The sequence below is a fragment of the Luteimonas sp. FCS-9 genome (assembly GCF_001014645.1).
GTDB lineage: Bacteria > Pseudomonadota > Gammaproteobacteria > Xanthomonadales > Xanthomonadaceae > Luteimonas.
In genome coordinates, this window is record NZ_LASZ01000007.1 from 73,080 (window position 1) to 98,165 (window position 25,086).

23 protein-coding genes are annotated in these 25,086 nt (G+C 70.6%); 11 read left to right on the forward strand and 12 right to left on the reverse strand.

What is annotated here, in order from left to right:
* Positions 1–87 precede the first annotated feature (87 nt).
* Both WQ56_RS08200 and WQ56_RS08205 read right to left on the reverse strand, forming a co-directional pair.
* The gene (locus WQ56_RS08200) at positions 88–1,350 is read right to left on the reverse strand and encodes a GTP-binding protein (RefSeq protein ID WP_047136614.1); all 1,263 of its coding nucleotides are present in this window, start codon (positions 1,348–1,350) and stop codon (positions 88–90) included.
* A 242-nt stretch (positions 1,351–1,592) separates the two neighbouring features.
* Positions 1,593–3,176, reverse strand: a complete 1,584-nt coding sequence (locus tag WQ56_RS08205) for an alkaline phosphatase (protein WP_047136692.1) — start codon at positions 3,174–3,176, stop codon at positions 1,593–1,595.
* Positions 3,177–3,411: 235 nt separating this feature from the next.
* Between WQ56_RS08205 and WQ56_RS08210 the strand changes: the two genes are divergently transcribed.
* Genes WQ56_RS08210 through WQ56_RS08220 form a run of 3 tightly spaced genes read left to right on the forward strand, consistent with a single transcriptional unit; the run spans position 3,412 to position 6,423 of the window.
* Positions 3,412–5,616: a TonB-dependent receptor gene (locus WQ56_RS08210; RefSeq protein ID WP_082132279.1), complete on the forward strand. Its 2,205-nt coding sequence runs from the start codon at positions 3,412–3,414 to the stop codon at positions 5,614–5,616.
* Positions 5,606–6,208 (forward strand): thioredoxin-like domain-containing protein, encoded by a 603-nt coding sequence (locus WQ56_RS08215; RefSeq protein WP_047136616.1) that lies wholly within the window; start codon positions 5,606–5,608, stop codon positions 6,206–6,208. Before WQ56_RS08210 ends, WQ56_RS08215 begins: the two co-directional genes overlap by 11 nt.
* Positions 6,205–6,423 (forward strand): hypothetical protein, encoded by a 219-nt coding sequence (locus WQ56_RS08220; RefSeq protein ID WP_047136617.1) that lies wholly within the window; start codon positions 6,205–6,207, stop codon positions 6,421–6,423. The genes WQ56_RS08215 and WQ56_RS08220 overlap by 4 nt, the downstream gene beginning before the upstream one ends.
* Before the next feature lie 21 nt (positions 6,424–6,444).
* Here the strand turns inward: WQ56_RS08220 and WQ56_RS08225 are convergent, their stop codons facing one another.
* The 5 genes from WQ56_RS08225 to WQ56_RS18070 all read right to left on the reverse strand — a co-directional run bounded on the left by WQ56_RS08225 (position 6,445) and on the right by WQ56_RS18070 (position 10,320).
* Positions 6,445–7,134: a class I SAM-dependent methyltransferase gene (locus WQ56_RS08225; protein ID WP_047136618.1), complete on the reverse strand. Its 690-nt coding sequence runs from the start codon at positions 7,132–7,134 to the stop codon at positions 6,445–6,447.
* Positions 7,135–7,212: 78 nt separating this feature from the next.
* Positions 7,213–7,821, reverse strand: a complete 609-nt coding sequence (locus tag WQ56_RS08230) for a DUF3299 domain-containing protein (protein WP_052772909.1) — start codon at positions 7,819–7,821, stop codon at positions 7,213–7,215.
* On the reverse strand, positions 7,818–9,080 hold the full coding sequence (locus WQ56_RS08235) for an ABC transporter permease (RefSeq protein ID WP_047136619.1): 1,263 nt from the start codon (positions 9,078–9,080) through the stop codon (positions 7,818–7,820). The genes WQ56_RS08230 and WQ56_RS08235 overlap by 4 nt, the downstream gene beginning before the upstream one ends.
* Positions 9,077–9,784 (reverse strand): ATP-binding cassette domain-containing protein, encoded by a 708-nt coding sequence (locus WQ56_RS08240; RefSeq protein ID WP_047136620.1) that lies wholly within the window; start codon positions 9,782–9,784, stop codon positions 9,077–9,079. Before WQ56_RS08240 ends, WQ56_RS08235 begins: the two co-directional genes overlap by 4 nt.
* Positions 9,781–10,320 (reverse strand): DUF2796 domain-containing protein, encoded by a 540-nt coding sequence (locus WQ56_RS18070; RefSeq protein ID WP_047136621.1) that lies wholly within the window; start codon positions 10,318–10,320, stop codon positions 9,781–9,783. The genes WQ56_RS08240 and WQ56_RS18070 overlap by 4 nt, the downstream gene beginning before the upstream one ends.
* Positions 10,321–10,354: 34 nt before the next feature.
* Here WQ56_RS18070 and WQ56_RS08250 point away from each other — a divergent pair, with 34 nt between their 5' ends.
* From WQ56_RS08250 to WQ56_RS08260, 3 genes are all read left to right on the forward strand, one after another.
* Entirely contained in the window at positions 10,355–10,831 is a 477-nt protein-coding gene (locus WQ56_RS08250; RefSeq protein WP_047136622.1) for a MerC domain-containing protein, read from the forward strand.
* Entirely contained in the window at positions 10,832–11,494 is a 663-nt protein-coding gene (locus tag WQ56_RS17705) for a DUF1826 domain-containing protein (RefSeq protein ID WP_052772910.1), read from the forward strand.
* Positions 11,495–11,630: 136 nt separating this feature from the next.
* A complete protein-coding gene (locus WQ56_RS08260) occupies positions 11,631–12,326 on the forward strand; it encodes a superoxide dismutase (RefSeq protein WP_047136623.1) in 696 nt (231 codons plus the stop codon).
* A 21-nt stretch (positions 12,327–12,347) separates the two neighbouring features.
* Here the strand turns inward: WQ56_RS08260 and WQ56_RS08265 are convergent, their stop codons facing one another.
* The 4 genes from WQ56_RS08265 to WQ56_RS08280 form a co-directional block, all read right to left on the reverse strand.
* Entirely contained in the window at positions 12,348–14,306 is a 1,959-nt protein-coding gene (locus WQ56_RS08265) for a TonB-dependent siderophore receptor (RefSeq protein ID WP_047136624.1), read from the reverse strand.
* A gap of 208 nt (positions 14,307–14,514) precedes the next feature.
* A complete protein-coding gene (locus tag WQ56_RS08270; RefSeq protein ID WP_052772911.1) occupies positions 14,515–16,713 on the reverse strand; it encodes a TonB-dependent siderophore receptor in 2,199 nt (732 codons plus the stop codon).
* A 344-nt stretch (positions 16,714–17,057) separates the two neighbouring features.
* Positions 17,058–18,500, reverse strand: coding sequence for a S41 family peptidase (locus WQ56_RS08275; RefSeq protein WP_082132283.1), 1,443 nt, complete (start codon positions 18,498–18,500; stop codon positions 17,058–17,060).
* 141 nt (positions 18,501–18,641) lie between these two features.
* Positions 18,642–19,181: a DUF411 domain-containing protein gene (locus WQ56_RS08280; RefSeq protein WP_231583382.1), complete on the reverse strand. Its 540-nt coding sequence runs from the start codon at positions 19,179–19,181 to the stop codon at positions 18,642–18,644.
* A gap of 248 nt (positions 19,182–19,429) precedes the next feature.
* Between WQ56_RS08280 and WQ56_RS08285 the strand changes: the two genes are divergently transcribed.
* The 5 genes from WQ56_RS08285 (at position 19,430) to WQ56_RS08305 (ending at position 23,694) form a co-directional block, all read left to right on the forward strand.
* Positions 19,430–20,416: a YihY/virulence factor BrkB family protein gene (locus WQ56_RS08285; protein WP_082132284.1), complete on the forward strand. Its 987-nt coding sequence runs from the start codon at positions 19,430–19,432 to the stop codon at positions 20,414–20,416.
* A gap of 70 nt (positions 20,417–20,486) precedes the next feature.
* Positions 20,487–20,762 (forward strand): type II toxin-antitoxin system Phd/YefM family antitoxin, encoded by a 276-nt coding sequence (locus WQ56_RS08290; RefSeq protein WP_052772912.1) that lies wholly within the window; start codon positions 20,487–20,489, stop codon positions 20,760–20,762.
* A complete protein-coding gene (locus WQ56_RS08295; RefSeq protein WP_047136626.1) occupies positions 20,755–21,081 on the forward strand; it encodes a type II toxin-antitoxin system RelE/ParE family toxin in 327 nt (108 codons plus the stop codon). Before WQ56_RS08290 ends, WQ56_RS08295 begins: the two co-directional genes overlap by 8 nt.
* A gap of 1 nt (position 21,082) precedes the next feature.
* The gene (dnaG, locus tag WQ56_RS08300) at positions 21,083–22,810 is read left to right on the forward strand and encodes a DNA primase (RefSeq protein WP_047136627.1); all 1,728 of its coding nucleotides are present in this window, start codon (positions 21,083–21,085) and stop codon (positions 22,808–22,810) included.
* 227 nt (positions 22,811–23,037) lie between these two features.
* Positions 23,038–23,694: a hypothetical protein gene (locus WQ56_RS08305; protein WP_156170443.1), complete on the forward strand. Its 657-nt coding sequence runs from the start codon at positions 23,038–23,040 to the stop codon at positions 23,692–23,694.
* A gap of 125 nt (positions 23,695–23,819) precedes the next feature.
* Here WQ56_RS08305 and WQ56_RS08310 read toward each other — a convergent pair whose 3' ends face one another.
* The gene (locus WQ56_RS08310; protein WP_047136699.1) at positions 23,820–25,067 is read right to left on the reverse strand and encodes an MFS transporter; all 1,248 of its coding nucleotides are present in this window, start codon (positions 25,065–25,067) and stop codon (positions 23,820–23,822) included.
* Between the last annotated feature and the right edge of the window lie 19 nt (positions 25,068–25,086).

The window sequence follows — 25,086 nt, forward strand, 5'->3', positions numbered from 1 at the left end:
CCGGGCTGGATGGGCCGGGCACTTTATCATGTAATAACATTACGAATTCCGCGCCCCGGCGCGCACGGCAGGCTGCGGGCGGGGGCCTCAGCCGATACCGATGGTCGCGGTCCTGGTCGGCCAGGGGTCGTCGAACGCCTGGCCGGCCTGCCAGGCACGGATCTCCGCCTCGGTGCAGAAGCACGTGCGGAGCGCATCGACGAACACGTCGAGTTCGTCCTCCTGGCCGATCACCGTGAGCTCGCACCGGCGGTCGCCGAAAAGCGGTGGGTACGAAGCGAGCTTGTCGGCCATCGCCTGACGCTCTTCACGGGTCATCTTCAGCGCGCGGTCCTGCAGGGCGACGACGCGCCAGTAGCCCAGCGCCTCCAGACCGATGGCGCCGGCCGCCTGGTTCCAGAGCAGGACCAGTTCGTCGCGCGAGGGGAGCCAGAAGAACCCCTTGGAACGATGGATGCCGATGCCCAGAAACTGGTGGTAGACCTCCCACAGGCGCCGGGGGTGGAAGGGCCGGGGATCGGCAAGGACCCGGGTGCCGATGCGGTATGCGCTCGGTTCGGCGATCTGCGAAGACGCGGTGTCGCTGCGCGTCGCGGACAACGTCTTCGCCAGAGGCGCCACGCGGCGATGATCGTAGGGCGGCATCCGCAGGACATCGTCCAGGCGCAGCCCGCCCCAGCTGACGCCGACGATGTCGGCGTACGGGTTGAGCGGATGGATGGCATGGCCGATCTCCTGCAACGTGCCGTCAGCGAGACGGTCCTTCTTGGTCAGCAGGATCCGGTTGGCGAACATGATCTGCTCCGCCAGCAGGTTTTCGATCCCGCGCCGGCCGGCAGCGTGGTTGCGCCGGAGGCCGGCCGCGATGGCTTCGCCGCGTTCGTAATCGCGGTCCAGCATGGCGCCGTCGAGCAGTGCGATGAAGCCATGCAACTCGACGCCCGGCAGATCCCGCAGCGCTTCGATCAGCGGCCAGGGATGGGTGCTGCCGGACGTCTCCACCAGCAGATGGCTGGGCCGGTAGTCCGACAGCAGCGTCTCCACCGCACGCTTGAACACCGGCAGCAAACGCTTGCTGGAGATGCTACCGGTGGCGATCGAGATGAAATTGCCCTGGCGCTCACCGACCAGGTCGGTCCCGGCGATGACGTCCCGGTCGACGTCCAGATCGCTCATGTCATTGGCGATGACGGCCAGGCGCCAGGGCGCACCCGGTTGCGCGGCCTGACGCAGCAGGCCCTTGAGCAGCGTGGTCTTGCCGGCTCCGAGAAAACCGCTGAGCACGGTGACCGGCGTGACATCCTGCCGTCGTGCACGCGGCGGGGACGGCGTCCGCGCACGCGCGGTCATGCGCACGCCCGCATCGGCGCAGGCGGGGCAGCGGGGGAGCGCGCGGTGCGCGCCCGTGCAAGGGTGCGGATCAATCGGGGTTTCATGCGAATGCGCTCAGGAATGCAGCGTGGGAACGGGCCGGGCGGCCACAGGCGGGCCGGCCGACGCGGCGACGCAGGCCGCGCATCGCCCGTGGATCTCGATGACGGCCATGCGCAGCACGAACCCCCTTCGTCTTGGTCAGGCGCTCGAGATCATCGTCAGGGCGACTGTGTCCGCTGCAGATGCAGGCCCTCGACGGGGCGGCTCTCGAGCAGCGCCCTGACCACGAACGCCACGTCCGTGTTGTCGATGTAGCGGCCGTCGTTCCAGCCGACGTGCCGGGCGTAGCCATCGTCGCGTCCGCGCACGCGGCGTTCGAAGAGGTCCGCGCCCGCACCCTTGGCCCACAGCGGCACCAGGGCGTTGGAATGGTTGCCGGTGGGTCTGAAGCTGATGCCGGGCGTCGCGCCCCGGCCGCGATTGACCACGGGCTGGTACGCAACGGTCTGCGCGTCGGGGCCCATCGGCATGCTGTTGTCGTGGTCGGTGGTCACGATCAGCAGCGTCTCGTCCCAGTTGCTGTGGGCGTCCACCCAGGCGACCACGGCAGCGACCGCCCGGTTGAAGTCGACCGTCTCTTCGATCAGGCGGCCGTACTCGGGTTCGGAGGTGCAGGCGCCGTACTGCCATTGGGTGCCGCACTTGCTGGTATGCGCGGCCCAGTCGGTGGCACCGCCCTCGACCATCAGGAAGAAGCCCTCGTCGCTCCGCGCGGACAGATGCGCGATCGCGCCGCGCGTCATCGTCGCCAGCGTCGGGACGCTGGGCACCAGGCGGTCGCCGGAGGCCGTGGCGGCGTCGGCACCGAGGATCCGGCGTTCGCGCGCCTGCTGCAGCGTCCGGGCGATCCGCGGCACGCCGAGCACCGGGGCATCGGTGCGCAGCGTGCCTTCGGCCAGGGCGGCGAACTCTTCGTTACTGCGGATCACCTTCCAGGGCGCGCGGGCGCCGGCAGGCACGTAGCGGGCGGCCTGGAGCGCTTGCCAGTCTTCGGTCGCGAGGAACTCGTCGGGCTGCCTGCAGCCGGCCTGCGACTCGTCCGCCGCCAGCGCATCGCACGCGGTGCCGTTGACGTTGTAGCCCGGCGCGCCGGTGCCCATGATCAGATCGAGCCGGCCCTGGGTGAGCATCTGCCGCCCGATCTCGTGATAGCGGTTGCGCGAGGCGTTCTGCGCAGCGAAGGCGGCCGGGGTGGCATGCGTGAACGGCACGCTGGTCACCACGCCGGTCGCCTTGCCGGCTGCCTTGGCGACGAACGTGACCGGCTCGACCGGACGGCCGAAATTGTCGTGGTTGATCGCGTTGTTGTAGGTCTTGATGCCGGATGCCAGCGCGGTTCCGGCCGCGGCGCTGTCGGTGGCCGCGCGGGCCAGTTCGCGGTAGCCGACGAACGGCAGCGCCGGATCGTCGCTGGGTTCGGTGCTCCAGGCCAGCGCGGGGTCGTAATCCACGCGCGCGGTCGCGTCGTGTGTCGGGCTGCTGCTGGTATTGAGCGGCGAGGTGCGCATCGCGTAGCGGGCAGGGAAGTCCGCATACGGCGCGCCGCGCCGATGCCCGTACTGCCAGTATGCCGCGGCGTCCCAGGCGCCCCAGCCGGCGCCGTCGTTGATCATGACGATGACGTTGCGCACATGCGGTGGCGCTTCCGCGTCCTCGAGGCTGCGGCATCCCCCCAGGGCGGCGGGAAACAGCGCGCATACGACCAGGCGGACCCACAGGCGGGTGGGGAGCGGTCGGATCATCGTCATTGGAATCGTTGCCTTCGTTGCAGGGGAATCGAGGGTGAGTCCGCCATGGACCGGCGGTGGCCCGCACCCGCGCGGCCGGTCTGCACCGCCCCGGGGCCTCGCCGGGATGGCAGTCGGGCGTCGCACGCCGACGACCGTGGCGACATGCGCTTTGCGAGACGTACAGACATGACTTCTGGGAGGCGCGACCACACCGCAATGTTATATTGTAACTATTCGTTTTTGCCAGATGCCTGGAACCCCACCCATGGCCCATCGCCTCCCCTCCCCTCCTGCGCGCCCGCGTGCGGCGACCGGCCCCCTGCGGCCGCTTGCGCTCACGTTGGCCGCCATCCTGTTTCCCCATGCCGCGTCGGCCCAGGACGACCGCGCCGCGACCCGACTCGACGCGGTCGAAGTGCGCGTGAGCACCGCGACCCGGACCGAACGGCTGCTGGCCGACGTGCCGGTACGGACCGAGGTGCTGCGCCAGCAGGACATCGAATTGCGCGCGGCCACGAACTTCTCCCAGGCTGCCGAACTGATCAACGGCGTCCGCGTCGAGAGCAACTGCCAGAACTGCAATACGTCGGAAGTGCAGTTGCTGGGCCTGGGCGGCGCATACAACCAGTTGCTGTTCGACGGCATCCCGCTGCTGTCGACGCTGGGCGGCGTCTACGGCCTGGAGCAGGTGCCCGCGGCGTTCGTCAACCGGATCGAAGTGGTCAAGGGCGGCGGCTCGTCGCTGTACGGGCCGGGCGCGGTCGCCGGGGTGATCAATCTCGTCTCCGAACAGCCGCTTCGCAATGGCGGCTTCGTGCAGGCGAGCGTCGACGTGCAGAAGGGCGAGCCGGTCTGGTACGGCGACGGCCGTCTGGATGCGGTGAGCGAGGACGGCCGGTTCGGGGCGTCGTTCGTGGCACAGGCTGCGCAGAACGATGCCATCGACTACAACGGCGACGGCTACAGCGAGATCACCGAGAAGACACAGCGCGTCGGCGGCTTCCAGGCCTGGTTCGCGCCGACCGATCGCACGCGCCTGCGGGCGGACTACCAGTACACGTGGGAGGAGCGACGCGGCGGCAACCGGCTCGACCAGCCCGAATACCTGGCCAACATCGCCGAGGCGCTGAAGACGCGTTACCAGCGCGGCAGCCTGTCCTGGGAACAGATCGTCGACGACGACTTCGACTTCCGGGTCAGTTACGCCTTCGCCGACATCCGCCGCGACAGCTTCTACGGCGGACTGGGCGAGGTGGAGACCGATCCGGCCAGCCCCGACTACGATCCCGACGCGCTCGACCCAACCCTCCCGGGCAGCGCCGCCTCGACGTCGTTCAACCAGTACGGCTTCACGCACAATCCGTTGCATTACCTCGACACGCAGTTCAACTACCGCGCCGGCGCGCATGCGCTGGCGTTCGGGGTGCAGTACAAGCGCGAGCAGATCAAGGACGACAACCGCAACGCGAACGGCGTGGTCCTGCGGCGCGCCGAGAATGCGACCTTCTCCAACCTGGGCGTCTTCGTGCAGGACGAATGGGCGGTCGACGATGCGACCGATCTCGTGCTGGGCGCGCGGGTGGACAAGAGCTCGGAACTCGACAGCGCGGTGTTCTCGCCACGTATCGCGCTGGCCTTCCAGGCCACCGACCAGCTGAAGCTGCGCGCAGGCGTATCCACCGGGTTCCGGGCGCCCGAGGTGTTCAGCGAGGACCTGCACGTCGATACGCTCGGCGCCGAGCCGGTCTCGATCCGCAACATCGACGGGCTCACCGAAGAGAAGGCGCTCACCGGCATGCTCGGCTTCGACTGGCGGTCCGATGCGCTCGATCCGCGGGTGTCGGTCGATGTGACCGCCTCCTACACGCAGCTGCGCGACAGCTTCGTGCTCAGCGAGATCCAGAGCGACGTGTTCGACGGCGAGCTGTTCCAGGTGCGCAGCAACTCCTCGGGCTCGGGCGTGTCGGGCATCGAAGCCAATGTGGGGTGGCAGCCGCGCGATACGCTGCGTCTGACCGCGGGCGTGTCGTGGTACCGGTCGCGCTACGACGATGCGCAGGTGGTGTTCGACGACACGGGCGACGGTGGCGATACGGTGATCGCGACCCGCGACTATCTCAAGACGCCGCAGTGGAGCGGACTGTCGCAGCTGGTGTGGTCGCCGAACGATCGCTGGGACGCGTTCGTGGGTCTGCGTTACACCGGGCGCATGCATGTGCTCAACAACAACGCCGGCGAACTGCGCCACGTCGACGACTTCTGGGTCGTGGACACCGGCGCGACGCGTCACTTCCACCTCGGCGAGCGTGCGGTCGACGTCTCGTTCGGCGTCCGCAACCTGTTCGACGACCGCCAGAAGGACCTCGAAAGCGGCGCCGGGCGCGACAGCGACTACGTCTACGGGCCGCGGTTCGCCCGATCGGTCTACGCCAGCATCCGTCATGCGTTCTGAGGCAGCGACGTGGCTGCTCGCAGCCGCGCTGCTGTCCTGCCTCGCGCCGTCCTCGGTGCAGGCGGCGGAGCCCGAACGGGTGCCGCCGGATTTCCGCGCGCAGGTCGGCGACGCCCTGGTCCGGCCGGGCGAGGCACGGATGGCGCGATGGCAATGGCAGCGTCCGCCGGCGCTGCTGGTGCTGTACTTCGGCGCCGGCTGGTGCGGTCCCTGCCACGCCTTCGTGCCGACCCTGCGCGACGTCTACGCCGAACTGCGCGCCGCGGGCGTGGATACCGAAGTGGTGTTCGTGAGCCTCGACGAATCCGAGCGCGACATGCGCCGCTACATGCGCAGGCAGTCGATGCCCTGGCCGGCTATCGACCACCGTCGCCTGCAGGCGATGCCGGCCGTCCGGCGCCTGGGCGGCATCGCCCCGCCGAATCTGGTCGTGATCGCACCCGACGGCACGGTGCTCGCCAACGGCTGGGACGGCAACCGCTATGCCGGGCTCGCGCCCGTGCTCGAGACCTGGCTTGCGGCGGCGCGGTCGTCCACACGCGAGCCCATGCACCCGCCTCCTTCGGCCCGACCCGGACTCCATCCACGATGAGCTCTCCCGTTCCGCGCGACTTTTCCGAATGGCGCCGCTGCATCGAAATCGACTGCGGCCTGGCGCTGACGCCCGACTTCATCGACGCCCGGCTGCGGGCGCTGCGCGACCCCCGCGATTTCCACACCCAGCGCTTCGACGACGTCTGGGGTCGCGCGCATCGCGAGCAGGTCATCGCGTGGTTCGAACAGGCGCGGGCCGGCGCAACGGGCTGAGGGCATCGCCCTCTCTCCCCGTCAGCGCTTGACCAGCCGGAACATCACCTTCGAGCGCGTGTAGTACGCCAGCGCCTGGTAGAAGTCCGGACTCCAGCCGTCGGGCGCGTAGGGCACGAAACCGGGATACTCGAACAACCTGGCGGTGACCGCGAATCCAGCGCGCTCGAACGCCTGCGCATAATCGCTGACGGAGCGATCCTGGACGTCGGTGTGGGTGCGCTCGGCCACGATCTGCCGCCAGCGCGGCCATTGCGGATTGTCGGTGTGGCAGCCGGTGATCGCGTAGTACACGCCGCCGGGCCGCAGGACATCGAACAGCGTCCGGGCATGGGCCTGGATGTCTTCGATCAGATAGATCACCTCGTGGCTGAAGGCGAGGTCGAAATGGTCCGTCCACCCGGCCAGTCCGACATCGGTCGTGTGCTGGACCGGCAGTGCGCCCTTGAGCGCCTCGGCCCGTTGGACGGATTGTTCGGCGATGTCGACGCCCAGCGCCCTGCTGAACGGCCGCAAGGCGTGCAATTGGCGGAGGAAACCGCCCTGGTTGCATCCGAAGTCGAGCACGGTCCGGGTCGACAGGTCGCCTTCGGGCATCAGCGCGACGATGTGCCGCCAGATCGGGGCATGGCCTTCGGCCATGTGCTGCTCGTCGGCGGGATCGACGTACCACGTCGGGATCAGTTTCTGGCTTGTCGGAACGGGCTGCATCGTGTGGGCCTCCAAGAAGTGAATGTTCGGCGACGTCGATCGCGCTTGCGCGACGGCGGACGAGAAGCGTGGGCGGGGTCAATCCGTATAGGCCGTCAGCCTGGCATCCTTCATCGAGTAGGCGGTGCCGGCCAGCGCGTTCTGCGTCGCCTGGTCGGTCAGCTCGCCCTCGACCCAGTAGGCCTCGTAGATGTCGTCCACCCGCGTCGGCACGGCGAGTTGCACGTGCACGATCTGGTTGGGCGGCGGCGGCGGCACGTGGATGCACGCGCCGTAGTACGGCACCAGAAACAGCTCGGACACGCGTCCCTGGCCATCCGTTTCCAGCGGCACGACGTAGCCGGGCAACCGCATCGCGATCCCGAGAACGGCGGGCACGATCCGGTCGCTTCCGTATTGCGCCATCCTGTCGGTGCCGGTGTGACTGACCGGCCGGGGCGACGACAGGGCATCGAGCTCGTCGGCCGGCAACAGCTGCAGCCAGTCGAGTTCGAGCACGCCGTCGTCGCCCAGATAGCGCCAGTCGATCGGCTCGGCGCCCTCGGGACCCGGCGCCTGGGCGACCCGGTCGCGGGCGGTGGCAACGGTCTCGTCCGGGGCCGTCGCGCGCGACGGCGATGGCGGCTCCGAACATCCCGACGCCCCCAGCAGCGCCGCGAAGAACAGGGACAGGACGGGCCGCTTCACAGGCGAGGCGTCAGGCCGTCGGCCAGCGTTCTGCGGTAGGCCATCGCGGCCGGAACGAGGCCCGCGCCAAGACCGGCTGCGAGGACCCATGCCAGCAGCCGCAGGTCGTCGATGCCGGGCCAGGCGACCGGGACGACGACGCCATAGCGGCCGAGCAGCCAGCTGCGTCCGGCGACCGTCGCGACCTGCAGCAGCACGGCGCCGGCGACGGCACCGACCACGGTCAGCACCGTCGATTCGAGCACCAGCAGACCGGCGATCTGCGCCGGCCTGGCCCCCAGCGCGCGCAGGATCGCCATCTCGCGCCGTCGCTCCTCCAGCGTGGCGGTCAACGCCGTGGTCATGCCGATCAGCCCCACCGCCAGCACCGCCATGCTGACGACCGCCAGCACGCGCTCGAATCCGCCGACGAGCCGCCACAGCTGCTGCAGGGCCACGCCCGGCAGGATCGCCAGCAAAGGCTCGCCGGGGTCGTCGTTGATCGCACGCTGCAGTTGGAAGCTCGCGGCCCGGCGCTCGAGGCCGACCAGCACGGCGGTGATCGACCGGGGCTGGAGCGTCGCCTCGTCGCGAACCGTCGGCCGTGCCCCGGGGATGCGGGTGCCGGTCTGCCAGTCCGCATGGATCGCCTCGATGCTTTCCAGGCTGGTGAGCACGCTCGCGTCCACCGGCGTTCCGGTCGGCGCGAGGATGCCGACGACGGTGAACGGGGCGTCGTCATGCTGGTGGAGGTTGTGACGGGCGGTGCCATGGGCGAGGACGATGCGCTGGCCCACGGGGTAGCCGAGTACGCGCGCGACCTCGGCCCCGATCACCGCTTCGTGCACGCCGTCGAAGGCGACCCCTTCGGCCAGCGCAAGCGGTTGGCGCCCGGCGTACCGGTAGTGCCGCAGGAAATCCCGACTGGTGCCGACCACCCGGTAGCCGCGGTGCGAATCGCCGAGCGACAGCGGCACTGCCCACGCCACCCCGGGCATCGCGCGGATGCGCTGGTAGCTGTCCCAGGACACGTTGCTGGTGGGCTCACCGATATGGAAGACCGAGTACAGCAGCAGGCCCACCGGGCTGGTGCGTGCACCCACGATCAGGTCGGTGCCCGACACCGCGCTGGAAAAGCTCTCCCTGGCCTGCGCGCGCATCCGCTCCACGCCCAGCAACAGGCACGCGCCCAGCATGATGGTGGACAACGTCAGCACCGCCGCGACACGCCGGTCGAGCAGGCTCCGGATCGCGAGCGTCGTCCACCAGCGCGCGTTCATGCCGGGATTCCCGAAACGCGATTGATGCGCGCCAGGTCGATCTCGCGGTCGAAGTGTCGCGCCAGCCGGCGATCGTGGCTGGCCAGCAGCAGGGTCGCGCCACTGCGCCGGACTTCGGCCATCAGCAGGGCCATGAACGCCGCGGCGCTGTCGTCGTCGAGCGCCGAAGTCGGCTCGTCGGCCACCACCAGCGCCGGGCGCCCGATCAGCGCGCGCGCGGCGGCCACGCGCTGCTGCTGGCCCACGCTCAACGCACTGGCCGGTACCGGCCCCAGCGCGGCCGGGTCCAGCCCGAGCCGTTCGAGCAACCGGTCGGCCTCCTCGTCCAGGGGACGGTCGGCAGCGGCCCGCGCACGGCGCGCCGACGAAAGCCGGCACCCCATCAGCACGTTGTCGCGCACCGACAGGAACGGCATCAGGTTGAACATCTGGAAGACGATGCCGATCTGCGCCGCACGCAGCGCGTCGCGCCGCGACGACCGCATCGCCTCGAGCGCGTTGCCCAGGACCTGCACCCGGCCCGAGACCGGCGCGACGATGCCGGCCACGAGCGCCAGCAGCGTGCTCTTGCCGCTGCCGCTGCGGCCATGCAGGAAGATGCGCTCGCCCCGGGCGATCCGCAGGCGGTCGATGTCGAGGACGGCGCGGTCGGGCGTCCAGCCGAAAGCCACGTGCTCCAGGGCGATCGCGTCGGCGTCGCTCATGGCCGCAGCCGCGCGACGGGGGTCCGCGGGCTCAGCACCTGTTCGCCCTGCATGTCGTCGACGATGTATTCCACACGCACGCGCTCGAGTGCGGGAAAGCGCTGGAACAGGTCCAGACGCAACTCCGTCAGACGGGCCGGCCGGGCACAGACGAAGCGGTAGCTGGCCGCGAGATCCGCATGCCCGGGCGTGGCGTGCGAGCCGGATGCGAACGCACCGGCGTCGACGGTGCGGTCCTGCAGCCGACAGCCGGCCGCGGCGCTGGGCGTCAACCAGGCCGACGGCGCTTCGAAATGGGCCGCCACCTGCTCCACCTGCCGGGATTCCGCAGGGTCGCGCGCCCGCCGCTCGAAGCCCACCACGCTCGCGCCGGGCGCCTGCAGCGTCACCGTCAGCGTCCGGGACTCGAGCACGAGTTGGGCCTGCGCCTGGCCATGGACGTGCGGGCCGTGCCCGGGACCGTGCGCCTGCGCGAGGCCGACGGCCAGCAGCGCGAGCGCCGCGACAGGCAGGGATCGATGAAGGACGGGGAACATGGCGACTCCGGGCTTAATGTTATATAGTAACAATATGAGCCGATCGACGCACGCGCTCCGCGACCCGCCCTTCAGCGCGCGCTGGGCCGACCTGTTCGGCATGGCGTGGTCCGGGCTGTGCGCGGTCCATTGCCTGGCGATGCCGCTGGCGTTCGTCCTGGCGCCTTCGCTGCTGATCGCCCTGCATTCCCATCGCCATCCCGACCACGCGCTGGCATTGGTGTTGGTGACGATGACGCGCTGGGAGTGGCTGATCGCGTCGTCCGCGGTCGTGGTCGCGCTGGTGGCCAGCGTCTACGGGCTGCGGCGGCACCGGGCGTATGCGCCGCTGGCCGTGACGCTGGCCGGCGCGGGGTCGCTGGCGATCGCCCTGCTGGTGCCGTCCGTGACGCACCACGCGATCTGGCATTCGGTTCTGGGCGTCGCCGGAGGCGGCTGTCTGGTCGCCGCCCATGCCGTCAATCTGCGCGCGCATGCGGCGTCGCGCCGGGCGCAGCGCGGCTTCTCGTAGATGCGCGCGGCCCGACGTCTCCCCGCGCCGCCCACGGGGGACCGCTATCTGTTCGACGTGCGTCCGGAGATCCTGCTCCGGATCCGGGAACCACAGACGTCGCTGGCGGTCTGGCAGCGGCGGCCAGCGTCGGACGTGCTGGCGCAGGCGCGCATGGTGTCGCCGGCTGAAGGCACCGTGCGGCGATCCGTTGCGGTCGATACCGGATTCGCGCGCGATCTGGACCTCGCACTCGAGGCGGCGCTGGCGCCGGGTACCGGCGTCGACGAGGTCGCAGCGCTGCGTAGCGACCTTGCGCTGCTGTTGCACTGGGCCCGACGCATCGCGCCGGACTGCCGGGCGCTGCCGTTGCGTATCGCACGCGTGGAGGGCGACGGGTGCCGCCTGTTCCATTCCGACCAGGTCGCCCTGCGGATGATCTGCACCTATGCGGGGGCCGGAACCCAGTGGCTGCGCGAGAGCGCGGTCGATCGCGCGGCGTTGGGGCAAGGCAACAACGATGGCGTGCTGGACTGGGCGGCCGTGCGCCAGCTCGCGACCGGCGAGGTGGCGGTCATGAAGGGCGCACGGTTCGCCGGCCCTGGCCCGGGGGGCCTCATCCACCGCTCTCCGCCGAAGTCCGACACGTCGCGATGCACGGTCGTGATCGATATCGACGGATGACCGACGTCCGCCCGCCAGACACGGATTGCGCAAGCGCGGCGGCGCGCCACACGGCGCGACGGGGGCCCCATCGCGCGCCGCGCCGGTCCGCCCTGCGCCCGTCTCCCACCGACCTCTTCCAACGAAGGAGCACATCATGTCCCGACTCGTGGTTTGCCTGCTCGCACTGCTCGCCTGCACAGCGTCTGCGTTCGCCTCGTCCGGCCTCGAGCAACAGACGGCGCCGTTCTCGCTGCCGGCGCTGCCCTATGCCGACGACGCCCTTGCGCCCGCCATCGACGCCGAGACGATGCGACTGCACCATGGCCGGCACCACAAAGCCTATGTCGACAATCTCAACACCGCGCTCGAGGCCGCGTCCCGGCATGGCGGGGCCGATCTGGGGGCAGTGCTGGCCAAGGTATCGAGCTACGACGGCGCCGTGCGCAACAACGCGGGCGGGCACTACAACCACAGCCTGTTCTGGACGCTGATGGCGCCGGCCGGCCAGGGCGGCGCGCCGTCGGCACGGCTCGCGGCGCGTATCGCACAGGATTTCGGCAGTCACGAGGCGTTCGTCTCCCGGTTCGAGGCGGCGGCGCGCGGGGTCTTCGGATCGGGATGGGTGTGGCTGATCGCCCGACCCGACGGCTCGCTGGCGATCACCACCACCGCCAACCAGGACAATCCGTTGATGGACGTGGTTGCCGAACGCGGCACGCCGCTGCTGGCGCTCGACGTCTGGGAGCACGGGTACTACCTGCAGTACCGCAATCGGCGGGCCGACTACATCGCGGCCTGGTGGACGGTCGTCAACTGGGCGCAGGTCAACCGGCGCTACGCGGCACTGTGACGTTCCTGGCCGCGCCCGGCGTCACCAACGCAGGGCGTAGCGCAGTTCGGCATGCCGGGGGCTTCCGTAGAAGGCACGGATGTTGGGCGCGGCGACATAGGCGCGGTCGAACAGATTGGTGACGTGCAGCGCAAGCTCGCCCCTGCGCGCCAGCGGCATCGCCACACGCAGGTCGACGACGGTGTAACCGGGCTGGCGGGCCGTGAAGACGAAGGGCGCCGCGACCGCGAGCCGGCTCTCACTGAATGCGCGCAGCCCCAGCCCGGCCGACCAGCCCGGCAGCGGCCCGCCGGCGGCGAACGTGTAGGTGCTCCATAGCTTGAACGTGTGCCGCGGCGAGAAGGCGTTGAAGTCGCTGCCGTCCTCGGCGCCGTAGCCAGAGGCGAACCGGGTGCGCGTCTGGGTGTAGCCGACCGTCGCATGCCAGCGCTCGGCCAGTTCGCCCGACAGTTCGATCTCCGCCCCGCGGCTCTCGACCTCGCCGGCGGCGACCCAGGCCTCGGGGTCGGCCGGGTCCCGGATCGCGCGGTTGGTGTCGCGTGCGTCGAACAGCGCCAGGTTGAGCAGGAGGCGATCGTCGCCGAACCCGGCCTTGGCGCCCAGCTCGACCTGGCGGCCGACCAGCGGCGGCAGCAGCGCCCCGGTGCCGTCCTCGGTCCCCCAGCTCTGCGGACGGAAGATGTCGGCATAGCTGGCGTAGGCGTTCCAGCGCGGCGAGACCCGCCACACCAGCGCGCCGTACGGGGTGAAGACGCCGGCCTCGTCGTAGTTCGGCGTCGTGGTCCCGCCGCTCGTGCTGTGCGAGCGATAGCGGCTCAACCGGCTCCCCAGATGCAGCTGCAGCCGGTCGGCGATGGCGAAGCGGCCTTGCGCGTAGAGGCCCGCCTGGACGATGCGGGTGCTGCGCGGTTCCGGCCGGTCGAGCTCGACATAAGGCACGTCCGCATCGCCGAACGCCCAGAGTCCCACCGACGGCGCGTTGCGGGTCCAGTTCTGGAACTCGAACTGTTCGACATTGCCGCCGATGACGACCACATGCTCGCGGCCTGCCGCCTGGAAGCGGCCCAGCAGGTGCACGTCGCCGGTCCACTGGTCGCCCTCGAACCAGGTGGCGCGATTGATCAGCGCCGAACGGCCGGTCTGGGCGAAGTCCGGGTGGGGGTTGTGGAAGGCGAAGCGCTTGCGGTCGTCGTAGCGGCGGTAATCCACAGCGGCCTTGAGCGTCAGCGCGTCGCCGAAGCCGTGCGTCAGGTCCATGCCCGCGTCGGTGCGATGCAGATCGAAGCGGCTCCAGCGCGCGCCGCCGTACTGGCCGCGCGGCGTGTAGCGCGTCCCGTCGTAGAGCGCGCCGAAGTTGGGCTGGACGCTGCTCGACTGCGCCTGCGCGTGGAACGCCAGCGTGGTCGTCTGGCCAAGATCGGCTTCGACGATCGCATAGCCCTGGCGCTTGTTGCTGCCGACATGGGGCAGCCACGCGTTGCGCGTCTCGCCCGTCAGTACCGCGCGGCCACGCACCCGGCCATCGGCCCGCAACGGACGCGACAGGTCGATCGAGCCACGCAGCGCGTCCCACTGTCCCAGCGTGACCTGGGCCTCGTTCAGTGGCGTGGCCGTCGGGCGTTTGCGGACCAGGTTCACGGTCCCGCCGAGCTGGCCTTGCCCCTGCATCAGCCCGTCGGGGCCGCGCAGGATCTCCACGCGCTCGTACAGCGCCGTGTCGAGGCCGGCACCGTAGTACGCGGTGTCGAAGGGAATGCCGTTTTCCGAGACCGACATCGCGAAGCCCCGCGAATAGAACATCGGGCCGTCGTCCATGTCGCCCTGATCGCGCACGTAGACACCGGTGGCGCGCTCAACGGCCCGTGCGATGGACGTGACGTGTTCCTCATCGAGACGTGCGCGGTCGATCGTCGAGATCGACCGCGGCGTGTCCTTCGCGTCGATCGGCAGCTTGCCGCCGATCGTGACCGGACCGTCCACGGGGCGCTGGCCGACGACCAGACGGGCGACAGGCTGCTGGCGTCCCCCACAGGCGAACCCGAAGCGCGCGCGTCCTCGGGATGGACGTCGGCCGCGACCGGCAACGGCGCAGCAAGGATCAGCGACAGGCAGGCGGACGGTCGCAGGAACATCGGCATCGGAAGGACTCGAACAGGAAAGGGGAGCGCAAATGCAGACGGCGGCGCGCTCAGAACCGCGCCCGCAGCGTGGCCATGACATTGCGTGGCTCGCCGGGCATGTTGTAGCTGTTGAGCCCGCCCACGCGTGCCCAGTAGTGCCGGTCGAACAGGTTGTTGACCGCGACCGAGACGCGCAGCGCGGGCGAGATCGCATAGCCGGCATGCAGGCTGGCCACGGCGTGACCACCCTGCTCGCGCACGCCGGCAACGCCGGTGCCCAGGAGGCCGCTGGACACGTGCGCGCCGCCGCCAATCGACAGGCCGTCGAGCGCACCGCGGTCGATCCGGTAGTGCGCGAACAGCTTGAAGGCGTGGCGCGGCTCGAACAGGCTGAACGGTTCGCCTGCGTCGAAGCTCTGGTGCGCAACGTAGCGCGTGCGCAGCTGGGTGTAGCCGGCCGTCAGGTCGAGGTTGCGCAGCGGGCTGCCGCCGGCCTCGACCTCCCAGCCCTCGATCTCCACTTCGCCGGCCTGCAGGAAGAAGCCGGGATGGGCGGTGTCGGGATAGGCGCGGTTGACGTCGCGTGTCCGGAAGGCGGCCGCGCTCAGCTGCAGGCCGCCGCCGAACACGCGGGCCTTCGCGCCGATCTCCAACTGCTTGCCCACGCGCGGGTCGATCGCCTCACCGGTGACCCTGCGCTGCGTCTGCGGCAGGAAGGTATCGGCGTGGCTGGCATAGACGGTGACGTCGTCGGCGATGCGATGGACGAGGCCGACATAAGGCGTGAATTCATCGTCGGACTTCGCGCCATCCGTCCAGGGCGTGAGCGGCTGCGGCGCGACGGTCCGGCTCCTGACCGAGAAGTCGCTCCAGCGACCGCCCACCACGCCGGTGAGCCGCTCGCTCAGCGCCCAGCGCAGCTGGCCGTAGAGGCCGGCCTGCCAGGTGCGCGAGCGATAGCCGCTGGTGTGGGGAATCGGCACGTCCTCGACGACACGCGGATCGAGCACCGGCACGTCGCGGACCGGCGCGCCCTGCCCCCACAGCGTGGTGCTCTCGTAGTCCTCGAGGCTCATGCCCGCCAGCACCTGATGCTCCCGGCCAAGCAGGCGGAACGGGCCGGCGACGAATGCGTCGAGCGCGGTACGCGTCTCGGCGTTGTCGCTGCGCCGGCGCGCATAGCTGGCGACGGTGCCGGTGTCGCGGTCGACGCCACCGGTGGGATAGCTGTCGCGGTAGTCCCAGTCCAGCGTCTGGCGGCCCAGCCGGACCCGGCCGAGCCAGCCGCCGTCGAACGCGTGCTCGAGGTCCAGCGACAGCGCGGTCTTGTCCCACTTCTGGATCACCCAGTCGGGATAGACGTAGGTCGAGCGCGGCACGTCTAGGAATCCCTGGTCGGTGTAGGCCGGCAGGCCGGCGTACGGCATCACGGCGTCGCGCTGGCGCGTGGCCGACAGCGACACGGTGGTGCGCTCGCCCAGGTCGTAGTCCAGCGTGCCGTAGACCAAGTGCTTGCGCGACTCGGCGGTGTCGTAGAAATAGCCGCGGTCTTGGGTCGAGGCGACGAGCCGGCTGCGCAGCGCGCCGTCCGCGGTGAGCGGCCCGCCGACGTCGAGTTCGGCGCGTGCGTTGGACCAGGACCCGACCGAAAGCACGGCCGATCCGCCGAAGGTGTCGCGCCCGCGCTTGCGCACGAAGTTGGCGACGCCGCCCGGCTGGCTGGAGCCTTGGAACAGACCGCCGGGGCCGCGCAGCACCTCGATACGATCGTAGATCGCCAGGTCGAACTGCTGGAACGCCGACAGCGCGCCGTAGGCCGGGATGCCGTCGTAGGCCGCCTCCAGGTTGTAGCCGCGCGAACGGATCTGGCTGGTCGCGCCGTCCCACGGCGTCACGGTCACACCGGTGACCTCGCGCAAGGCGCTCTCCACATCGACCAGATCCTGATCCTCGATGCGCTGGCGCGTGACCACGCTGACCGAGTTGGGCACGTCCAGCACGTCGACGGCGACCTTGCCGCCGGGCGCGACCGAGGGCGCGGCATAGGACCCGCTGCCCTCGGTCGCCAGCCGGCGCGCGCGCACTTCGATGGGGGAGAACTCCCTGGCCTCGTCGCCCGTGGCCGTGCCTGCGGGCGTCTGGGCGGAGGCGCCGGCAGCCACGCCCAGTGCGCTGGCCAGCAGGACGCCTGCGAGGGCAGGCTTGGCACGGGAGGACGCGGCATCGGGCGCCAGCGGGACGGCACGGCAGGGCGCGCGGCGACGCACGCCGCACGAGAGAAGTGAGATGTCGATGGTCGTGACTCGGCAGGAGGACGCGCATGGGCGGGCCGGGCGCTGCGCACTGCTCCCGCCTCCGGAACCGGAGCCCGGCGTTATTGTAACGTTATTACATATCTAGTTGGCGCTGTCGCCTTGGCTTGGCACTTGGCGCGACATCTTCGACGCCTGCAGCGTGTCCGACCGGGACAGCGATGCAGTGGCCGGCGCCTTTCGGCGGGCATCCGACATCGGCCTGCGCGACGTGGAACGCGTGTAGGCGCCCTCCCGGACCGACACGTGCAGCAGGCGAGACAGCCCCGAGGCGGTCCCGCGGCCGACACGGAAGGTTGTCAGCGTTCGGCAGGCGCCGCGGCCGGGGTCTCGGGCGGCGGGACCGTCGGGGTCCAGGGCTTCTTGAGCTCGGCCAGCGCCGCGGCGATCGGCGCGTCGCCGGGCAAGGCCTCGCCGCCGGTACTGCCGTCCTCCTCGTCGCCGCGCAGATGGCCGGGCAGCGCGGCCTCGGTATAGGCGCTGGCCGCGCGCGGGGCGTCGGCATCGGGATTGGCGTCCTCGGGGCGCAGCACGAGGTCCGGATCGATGCCGCGGGCCTGGATCGAGCGGCCGCTGGGGGTGAAGTAGCGCGCGGTCGTCAGCTTGACCGAATCGCCGTTGTCGAGCGGCAGCACGGTCTGCACCGAGCCCTTGCCGAAGGTGCGGCTGCCGACCACGCGGGCGCGGCCGTTGTCGCGCAGCGCGCCGGCGAGCACCTCCGAGGCGCTGGCCGACCCGACGTCGACGAGCACGACGACCGGGGCGCCCTCGAGGATGTCGCCGGGCGTGGCGCTGAACTGCGCGTCGCTGATCGGGATGCGGCCGCGCGTACTGACGATGGGACCGCTCTCGAGCAGGTCGTCTGCGATCTGCACCGCCGAGGTCAGCAGGCCGCCGGGGTTGCTGCGCAGGTCGATGACCAGCCCGCGCAGGCGGCCGCCGCTCTGGCCGGCGAGTTCGCCGACGGTGCGGCTGAAGTCGGCGGCGGTGTCGACCTGGAACTGGCTCACGCGCACGTAGCCATAGCCCGGCTCGAGCATGCGGCCGCGCACGCTGACCACGCGGATGGTCTCGCGCTGTACGCGGATCTCCAGCGGCGCGCGCTCGCCGTCGCGCAGCACGCCCAGCACGACCGCCGTGCCCGACTCGCCCCGCAACGGACCGTGGCCTTCGTTGTCGGCGGGCGTGAGCGTGCGGCCGTCGACGCTGACGATGACGTCGCCGGCGCGGATGCCGGCCTTCTCGGCCGGGGTGCCGTCGATCGGCGCGATCACGCGCATGCTGCCGTCGGGCAGGTACATGACCTCGACGCCGATGCCTTCGTAGGCGCCGGTGGTGCCTTCGTCGAAGGCCTCGGCGTCGTCCTTCTCCATGTAGACGCTGTGCGGATCAAGGTCGAGCAGCAGGCCCCGGATCGCCGACGCCATCAACTTGCGGTCCTCGACCGGCTCGACGTAGGCCTGGCGAACCGCGTTGAACACGCCGACGTAGCGGCGGATCTCCTCGAGCGGGACGCGGTTGGAAGCGTGCTCGATCGCATCGGGATCGTCGCTGGCGGCGACCTCGCGGGCAGCCTGGGCTTCGTCGGGTGCGGCCTCGCGGTCCTGCGGCGCCGGGGCGTCGGCAGGCACGTCCTGGGGCTGGGCGGGCGCGTCGTCCGTCGGCGGCGGCGCGGCCTCCTGCGCGAACACCGCCGGCGACAGCAGCAGCGACAGGGCCAGCGTCAGGGAACGAACGCGCATGCAGGACTCCGGGCAACGAAAACGGACGAGACGACGCGCAGGCCTGCGCGCGCAACGATTATGCGGGCAGGCCATGTGAATGCGTTAAGCATCCGCGCGGCGATTCAGTTCCGTGCGCCGGGCCCGGCGCGTCCTGCGGTGCTATCGCGCCGGGTGCTCGGCGAACGGGCGATGCGTGCCGTCGGCCTCGACCAGTTCGACGGTGTAGGCCTGGCTCCGGCCGTCGGGCATCTCCATGCCGGGCGAGCCCATCGGCATGCCGGGCGCCGCGATGCCGCGTGCGGCCGGGCGCTCGGCCAGCAGCCGGCGCACGTCCTGCGCCGGGACGTGGCCTTCGACGAAGTAGCCGCCGATCTCGGCGGTGTGGCAGGAGGCCATCGCGTCGGGCACGCCGAGGCGGGTCTTGACCGCGGCGAGGTCGTCGACGTCCACGGTCTCGACCTCGAAGCCGTCCTGCCGCATGTGATCGACCCACTTGCCGCAGCAGCCGCAGGTCGCGGTCTTGTGCACGAGCATGCGCGGCAGCGCCTGGTCGACACCGGCCTGCGCGACCGGCGCGCCCCCCGCGTCGGCGGCGGGTAAGACGGCTGCGGTGTCGGCGGCCGCGGATGGCGCCGCGCCGGTACAGCCGGCGACGGGCAGCAGCAACGACAGCGCCAGGACGAGGGGATGGATACGCATGCGGCAACTCCGGGAAAAAGCGCGGGACGGCCCGATTATGCGCGCCGCGAAAGCGGGCCGCGCGCCCTCACCTCCCTGCCCGCGGGGGAGGTCGACGCGCACCGCGCGTCGGGTGGGGGCACGGGCCTTCGCAAGAGACCATTACCTGCCGCATCGTCACGCCTCCGTACGGACGCGCGCCTAAGGTGACGGCAACGCCGGAAAGGACGCTTCGCCGACCGCTCCCGGCCTCGACCACGACAGACCGCATGAACACACCCGCCCCGCCCCCGACTTCGACCGACACCGCCGACACCGCGCCCGCCGCCCACACGCGCTGGTCGCGGACGCGGCGACGGCTGGACCGGACGATCGAACGCGTCGAGGACAGCCTGCCGGCGACGCTGGTCAAGCGCTTCGTCGATGCGGACCTGCTGACCCAGGCCGCGTCGCTGTCGTTCTACATGCTGATCTCGCTGGCACCGCTGCTCGTGCTGGTGCTGTGGATCACCGCGTCGCTGTACCCGGCCGCGCAGGACGCGCTGCTCGAACAGATCGGCGAGCTCGCCGGCGATGGCGCGCAGACGGTCGCCGGCACGGTGATCCAGAATGCCAAGGAGCAGCCCGATATCGGCTCGTTCGCCGGCGTGTGGAGCACGCTGCTGCTGTTCGTCGGCGCGACGGTGGTGTTCGCGCAGTTGCAGGGCACGCTGAACCTGATCTTCAGGACCGACGGCGACCGGATCCCGGGCGGCCTGAAGGCGTTCCTGCGCAAGCGCGTGTTCTCGGCCGGCGTGGTGTTCGCGCTCGGCTTCCTCGTGCTGGCGTCGACGCTGCTCACGACGGCGGTGGAGGTGATCTTCGCCAATGTGCCGACGGTGCTGCCGCTGGTCGGCAACACGCTGATGCTGGTGATCTACTCACTGGCCTTCGCGCTGCTCTACCACTACCTGCCCGACCGCCGCGTGCGCTGGCGCCAGGCGCTGTTCGGCGGCGTGATCACGTCGGTGCTGTTCGTGGTCGGGCGCTGGGCGATCGGGCTCTATATCGCCCATGCCGCACCCGGCAGCGCGTACGGCTCGTTCGGCACGCTGGTGATCCTGCTGATCTGGATGTACTACGCGGCGACGATCTTCTTCGTCGGCGCGCTGATCACCGCGGTCGTCGACGAGCGCCTGCGCCGGGCGTCGGTCGACCGCGCGCTGCGCAAGCGCGCCGAGCGGCAGGCGGCTGGAACAGGCGCAAGCGCCGGCTGAAGGCCGCACGCCCGACAAGACGCGATCGGACTATACTTGGACCAAATTCAGTCCTTGGGGGACGATCGCCGTGACCGAATCCGTCATCAGCCTGAGCGACTTCAAGTCCGAGGCCAGCCAGTGGCTCAAGCAGTTGCAGGAGGACCGGCAGGCCGTGATCCTGACGCAGAACGGGCGCGGTGCCGCCGTGGTGCAGAGCTACGAGAGCTACCAGCGCCAGCAGCAGAGCCTGCTGATGATGAAGCTGGTCGCGCAGGGCGAGGCCGATGTCCGCACAGGGCGTACCCAGCCGCAGGACGAGGTCTTCGCCGAGCTACGCGCCCGGCTGGACGCCCGGCATGGCTGAACGTGTGGTCCACTGGACGCAGACCGCCAAACACGATCTGTCCGCCATCATCGACTACATCGCTGCCGAGAACCCGCATGCGGCGCTGGCGACGCTGGACACACTGCAGCAGCGTACCGCCACGCTGGAAAGCCACAGCGAGCGGGGTCGCATCGTGCCCGAACTCGGCGACGCCGGTCTCTCGCAATACCGGGAGCTGGTCGTCAAACCGTGGCGGATTCTTTATCTGTCGGGCACCGATGCGGTGCATGTCGTCGCGGTCTTGGACAGCCGCCGCGACCTGCAGACGCTGCTGCTCGAACGCTTGATGCGCTCCTGACATGGCCCGCATCCCCGACGCCTTCATCGACGACCTGCTCGCCCGGACGGACATCGTCGAGGTGATCAATGCGCGCGTGCCGCTCAAGCGGCAGGGCAAGGAGTACGCGGCGCGCTGTCCGTTCCACGACGAGCGCTCGGCCAGCTTCACCGTCTCGCCGACCAAGCAGTTCTACCACTGCTTCGGGTGCGGGGCGCACGGCACGGCGATCTCGTTCCTGATGAACTACGACCGCCTCGAGTTCCTCGATGCGGTGGACGAGCTGGCCAAGCGCGCCGGCATGGAGATCCCGCGCGAGACGGCGCAGCGCGAAGCGCGTCCCGACAGCGCGCCGATGTACGAGGCGCTCGAGGCCGCGACCCGGTTCTTCCGGCGTCAGCTGGCCGGCAGCGACAAGGCGCGCGACTACCTCGACCGCCGCGGCGTCGACGATGCGGTGCGCGAGCAGTTCGCGATCGGCTACGCGCCCGAGGGCTTCTCGGCGCTCAAGGACGCGCTGGGCAAGGACGACGCGCGCCGCATCGCGGTGCTGGAGAAGGTCGGGCTGCTGTCGAAGAACGAGCGCGGCCACAGCTACGACAAGTTTCGCGACCGGGTGATCTTCCCGATCCACGATCGCCGCGGCCGCCCGATCGCGTTCGGCGGCCGGGTGCTCGCGGCCGAGGATTCGCCCAAGTACCTCAACTCGCCCGAGACGCCCCTGTTCCACAAGGGCCGCGAGCTCTACGGCCTGTGGCAGGTGCGCCAGGCCAACCAGAAGATCGAGCGGCTGGTGGTCGTCGAGGGCTACATGGACGTCGTGGCGCTGTTCCAGCACGGCCTGCCGCAGGCGGTCGCAACCTTGGGCACGGCGACCACGCCCGACCACGCCGAGCTGCTGTTCCGCAACGCGGCCGACGTGTACTTCTGCTTCGACGGCGACGCTGCCGGCCGGCGCGCGGCCACGCGCGCGATGGAATCGGTGCTGCCGCGCATGCGCGACGGGCGCCAGGCGTTCTTCCTGTTCCTGCCCGACGGCGAGGATCCGGATACGATCGTGCGCCAGGAGGGCGTGCAGGGCTTCGAGGCGCGGCTGGCCGAGGCCACGCCGCTGTCGACGTTCTTCTTCGACACCGTCGGCGACGGCATCGCGCTGTCCACGCTCGACGGCAAGGCGCGGCTGGCCGAGCGCGCCAGGCCGATGCTGGCGCAGATCCCCGACGGCGCGTTCGCCGACCTGATGCGCCAGCGGCTGACCGAGCTGACCGGCCTGGGCCGGCCCACGGCATCCACGCCCGCGCCGCCGACGCGCATGCCCCGCGGCGGCCGCGCGGTACCGGCGCCGCGGCGCAGCCTGGTGCGCCACGCGATCGCGCTGCTGCTGCAGAAACCGGCGATGGCCGCGGCGCTGCCGCCGCCCTACCCGTTCGTCGCGCTGCAGCAGCCGGGCATCGACCTGCTGACCGAGCTGATCGCCGTCGCCAGCGTGCGTCCCGACATCAGCACCGGCTCCCTGCTCGCCCACTTCGACGGCCGCGACGAGGCGACGGCGCTGCAGAAGCTCGCCAGCCAGTCGCTGCCGGGCGACGAGGCGACGTGGGAGATCGAACTGCGCGACGTGGTCGCCCAGCTCGACCGGCAGGTGCTGCAGCAGCGCATCGACGACCTGCTGACCCGCCAGCGCGAAGGCGCGCTCGATGCCGCCGGCAAGCAGGCGCTGCGCGAACTGCTGAACCAGCGCGCGGGATAGGCCGCGACCAAGCCGGAAATGGAAGCGGTTACAGGCAGTTGCGCCAACGCTGCGTCGACGCGACCTTAACTTCGGCGCTGGTCTGATCCGGCGCGGGGGACCCTCGGCATGGCCATCGCAGGCGCACCGCGCGACCCGCGCCGGCCGACGACGCCTCGACGCCCAAGACCCGCACAGACGGGTCCGGCACGGTCCCTCCGCCTCCCCCTCCGCGACAGGATTCCGCTATGTGTTCGACCCCTGCACTCCTTTCCCGGCGCGGCTTGCGCCATGGCGCCAACGCGCTGCTCGTCGCCGGCCTGCTGGCCGTTGGCGCCTGCGCGAAGATCGAGTCGCCGCCTGCGCTGGTCAAGCCGCTGCACATCGACCTGTCGGCGCCGGTCGCCGAGCAGGTGGACCTGGCCTGGCCGCAGCGCGACGGCGTGCTCGCCGCCGAACACACGATCGCCCAGGCACGCCACGTCACGCTGCGCCTGCCCGACGGCCGGCTGCTGACCGTACCTGCCGAGCGGGTCGCGTTCCGCCAGCAGGACGGCCTGCTCGCCGGCGTCGACATCGAGCCCAGCGGCATCGGCGGCGAACACACCGTCGCGCTGGACCAGGTGCGCGGCCTGCTCGAGGACAACCGCCTGCTCGATCCGACGCTCGCGCTCGAGCTCGATGGCTGGGCGGTCGCCGGCGGGGCGCCGCAGACCGCGCGCGTGAAGATCCGCGACGTGGACGTGCAGGTCGGCCTGCGCCCGGACCGCAAGCCCGGCTGGCAGAGCACGCTCGAGTTCGCGCCGCGCGCCTGCAACATGCCGGCCGGCCTAGACGGCGATCCGGATGCCTGCCTGCACGCGGCGCCTGCGACCGAGGCCGCGCTCGCCGACGTGCAGGGCTGACGCCTTCGCATTCGTCGCTCAATCCGCGCCCATCGGCGGACGTGCTCCCGGCGCTTCCGCACGAGGCCATCGCACGCACCACGCGGTGACGGCGGGCACCCGGCCCGCCTGCGGAACGCGCCGGACTACGGCGCGGCGTCGACCTGCGCCATGGCGGGCGCGTCCTCGCCCAGCCGCACCCGGGGCTTGAGCCAGAAGAACAGCAGCAGCGCCGGCACCGCGACGACGGCGGTGATGACGAAGTAGACCGTGTAGCCCTCGGTGACCTCGACGATCCAGCCGGAGAAGAAGCCGAGCAGCTTGCCCGGCAGCATGATCAACGACGAGAACAGCGCGTACTGCGTGGCGGTATAGCGCTGGTTGACCAATGCGGACATGTACGCGACCGCGACCGTGCCGAGGAAACCCTGCGCCAGGTTTTCGCCCGAGATCACGATCGTGAGCCGGGTCAGGTCGCCGTCGGCACCGATCAGCGCCAGATACAGCAGGTTGCTCGCCGCGCCCAGCACGATCGCCGCGAACAGCGGCCACTGCACGCCCCAGCGCGCGACCGCGATGCCGCCCAGGAACGCGCCGGCGATGCCGATCCAGATGCCGTAGACCTTGGTGACCGCGGCGATCTCGGTCTTGCTGAAGCCCTGATCGAGATAGAACGGGCCGATGATGCCGCCGATCAGCGCCTGGTCGGAGATCTTCATCGCCAGGATGAAGAGCAGGATCGCCATCGCGACCTTGCCGCCGAAGCGGCGGAAGAAATCGGCGAACGGCTCGACCACGCCCTCGCGCAGGCCCTGCACCCAGTTCTGCGCGCGCGTACGCACGATGTCCGGTTCGCGTGCCAGCAGGCAGGCGACGATCGGCACCAGCATGCAGGCGGCCATGGCGCGGTAGACCATCGGCCAGGCAACGTGGTCGGCGAGCACCAGCGCCAGTGCGCCGGTCACGATCAACGCGATGCGATAGCCCAGCGAATAGGTCGCCACCAGCGCGCCCTGCGCGTTGGCCGGCGCGATCTCGACGCGGTAGGCGTCGACCGCGATATCGAGCGTGGCGCCGGAGAACGCGACCAGCAGCGTCAACGCGACGAACAGCGCCAGCGGCCCGGTGCCCACCGACGCCATGCCCAGCAGCCCGCCCATGACCGCGCCCATCGCCAGCAGCAGCCAGCCGCGGCGCTGGCCCAGCCGTCCGAGCAGCGGGAGGCGCCAGCGGTCGACCAGCGGCGCCCACAGGAACTTGAACGAGTAGGCCATGCCGGCGCTGGCGATCATCGTGATGTCGCGCAGTTCCATGCCGCCTTCGCGCAGCCAGTAGGCCAGCGTGCCGGCGACGAGCAGGAACGGCAGGCCGGACGCGAAGCCGAAGAAGAACATCGTCCACGCCGCGGGCTGG